4 protein-coding genes are annotated in these 2,551 nt (G+C 59.5%); 1 reads left to right on the forward strand and 3 read right to left on the reverse strand.

All coding sequences use genetic code 11. The features are described from left to right. On the forward strand, positions 1–185 hold a 185-nt coding region (locus KBF66_RS19540), incomplete at its 5' end, for a hypothetical protein (RefSeq protein ID WP_296661433.1). 8 nt (positions 186–193) lie between these two features. On the opposite strand, the gene rhtB is transcribed toward KBF66_RS19540, so the two are convergent. The 3 genes from rhtB to KBF66_RS19555 all read right to left on the reverse strand — a co-directional run. Continuing rightward, the gene (gene rhtB / locus KBF66_RS19545) at positions 194–823 is read right to left on the reverse strand and encodes a homoserine/homoserine lactone efflux protein (RefSeq protein ID WP_296661435.1); all 630 of its coding nucleotides are present in this window, start codon (positions 821–823) and stop codon (positions 194–196) included. A gap of 100 nt (positions 824–923) precedes the next feature. Continuing rightward, positions 924–1,802, reverse strand: coding sequence for a protease HtpX (gene htpX, locus KBF66_RS19550; RefSeq protein WP_296661437.1), 879 nt, complete (start codon positions 1,800–1,802; stop codon positions 924–926). A gap of 101 nt (positions 1,803–1,903) precedes the next feature. Then, a partial coding sequence (locus tag KBF66_RS19555; protein WP_365732559.1) for a DUF3025 domain-containing protein occupies positions 1,904–2,551 on the reverse strand: 648 nt, incomplete at its 5' end.

A 2,551-nucleotide genomic window follows, 5' to 3' on the forward strand; every position in this document is an offset into this window, starting at 1 on the left:
GCATGGAATTGCTGACGGGTGTGCGATTTGGCACTCTGGATCTGGGCGGGTATGGCGCTGAGACAGTGCTGGGAAAAGCACAAAGGACGTTGCAAAAATACCGCCAGGCCTGCGACGGCCCGGAGCCCCACCTCAACGAGCGACGCCAGCGCCGACTCCCCACCAACCGCGGCTTCAGGCCCTGACTGCGCGTCTAGCCGGAGCGCTTGAACAACGCCAGCAGCGACCCGGCAATGACAAACAGACTGCCAAAGACGCGGTTCATGGCGCGAATGTGCGATGGCTCCTTGAGTGCGCCCAAGACCTTGGCCGCCAGCGCGGTGTAACCGGTCATCACCACCAGGTCGGTAAAGGCCAGGGTGGCACCAATGATCAGGTACTGCGGCAGCAAGGGCTGCGCCAGGTTGATGAACTGCGGTACCACCGCCAGCAGGAACACCGTGCCTTTCGGGTTGACAATATTGATCAACCAGGCCTTAAGGATCAACGCGCGCTGGGTCACCACCTCGCCAGAATCCGACAGCGCCACCATCGGCCGCGCTGGCGCACGCCACTGCGCGATGCCCAGCCACACCAGATAGGCCACGCCCAGCCATTTGACGACGGTAAACGCGGTGCCGGAGGCCGCAATCAGCGCTCCCAAGCCCACCCCAACGATCAGCAGTTGTGTCCAGATCCCCAGAACCAGACCAAAGATCGTGACATAGCCGTAACGAAAGCCATGGTTGAGCCCGGCACTCATCGAGGCAACCGCACCCGGTCCGGGTGAAATGCTGATGGCCCAGGAGGCGGCGAAAAAAGCTAACCAGGTTGAGAGTTCCATGCTTTGAGTCTATCCCAGCCGCATCAAATAAAAGAAACCCTGCCGGGCAAGCGCCGCGACAGGGCAAAGAGGTGATCTCAAAAAAAAGGTGTCTTGGCGGCTACTTCAGTTGGGCACTTTGTAGCGCCGCAATGCGATCCTCCAGCGGCGGGTGGGTGGAAAACAACTGGCCGATGCCACCGGTAATGCCAAACGCCGCCACACTCTTGGGTAAATGGCCAGGCTCCATGCCACCCAGGCGCGCCAGTGCATTGACCATGGGTTGCTTGCGCCCCATTAACTGTGCGGCACCGGCGTCGGCGCGGAACTCACGCTGTCGGCTAAACCAGGCCACCACGATGGCCGCTGCGAAACCCAGCACGATGTCGAGCACAATGGTCGTGATCATGTACCCGATGCCGGGTCCACTGTCGCGGTCATCACCCTTGCGCAAAAAGCTGTCAACCGCATACCCGATGACCCGACTCAAGAACACCACAAACGTATTCATGACGCCTTGGATCAGCGTCATCGTCACCATGTCGCCATTGGCAACGTGGGCCACCTCGTGACCAATCACGGCCTCGATTTCCTCGTGCGTCATGCCTTGGAGCAAACCGGTGCTGACCGCGACCAGCGCCGAGTTCTTGAACGCGCCGGTGGCAAAAGCGTTGGGCGGGCCTTCAAAAATGCCCACCTCCGGCATGCCGATGCCGGCTCGGTCCGACAGTTTGCGCACCGTCTCGACGATCCAGGCCTCATCGGCGCTGGAAGGCTGATTGATGATACGCACGCCGGACGACCATTTGGCCATGGGTTTGCTGATCAACAGCGAAATGATGGCACCACCAAAACCCATCACCAGCGCAAATCCCAGCAACGCACCCAGGTTCAGCCCGTTGGCAGTCAAATAGCGGTTAACCCCAAGCAGGCTCGACACAATGCCCAGCACTGCCACCACCATCACATTGGTCAGTACAAACAACAGGATTCGTTTCATTTTTTCCTCGATCAAGACAAAGCGGCCATGCCGCAGAACAGACCCAATGGTAGTGGCGTGCTGCGGCAAATCAAGGTCAAAACGTGGCAAATCCTCACGCGTTATGCCGGATTAGCGCGGTTGGCCCGCTGCGTGCGGGGTGGTCGAAACACGTCGACATCGGCATAAAACCCGGGGTCGGCATTGGCCTCCCACCAGCTCGGCACTCCCAGCACCGGCAGGTGCGCGAACGGTTTGGCCGCCAAGCGCTCCGCAGACAGGTCAGCGGCCAGCCAGGCGTCCATATCTGCTATCAAATCAGTATCTGAAGATACACGCCAGACATGCGCTGTGATCGATTTTCTTGGAAAAACCAGCTTTTCCAGCAAAGCGTGGCCGAACAACAGCAGTCTGGCCTGTTGCCACAGGGGGCGCAGCTCTCCGAACAGAAGTTGCCAGTCTTTGGCCACCAGCGCGTCCCACAACACATCGGGCGCACGCAGCAACGCGGCGTTTTCATCCAGTACGGTGAGGGCATCTCGCGCGGGACCACGGACCGCAGCAATGCCGGTGGCCGCGATCTGAGCCATGTGCAGCTGATTGAGGCGCCGTTTGGTCAAGGGAAAGTTCAGCCATACCAGCCCATTGAAAAAATCATGCAGACCCTCGCGGGTCGGGCATTGTTGGCGTTCAAAAATAAAAACCTCATAGGCCATGCCAGTGGGCAAACAGGTTTGCGGCACAAAACGAACCGGCATCCGGGCGGCATC

Source organism: Rhodoferax sp. (assembly GCF_018063565.1).
In the GTDB taxonomy this organism is placed as follows: Bacteria; Pseudomonadota; Gammaproteobacteria; order Burkholderiales; family Burkholderiaceae_C; genus Rhodoferax.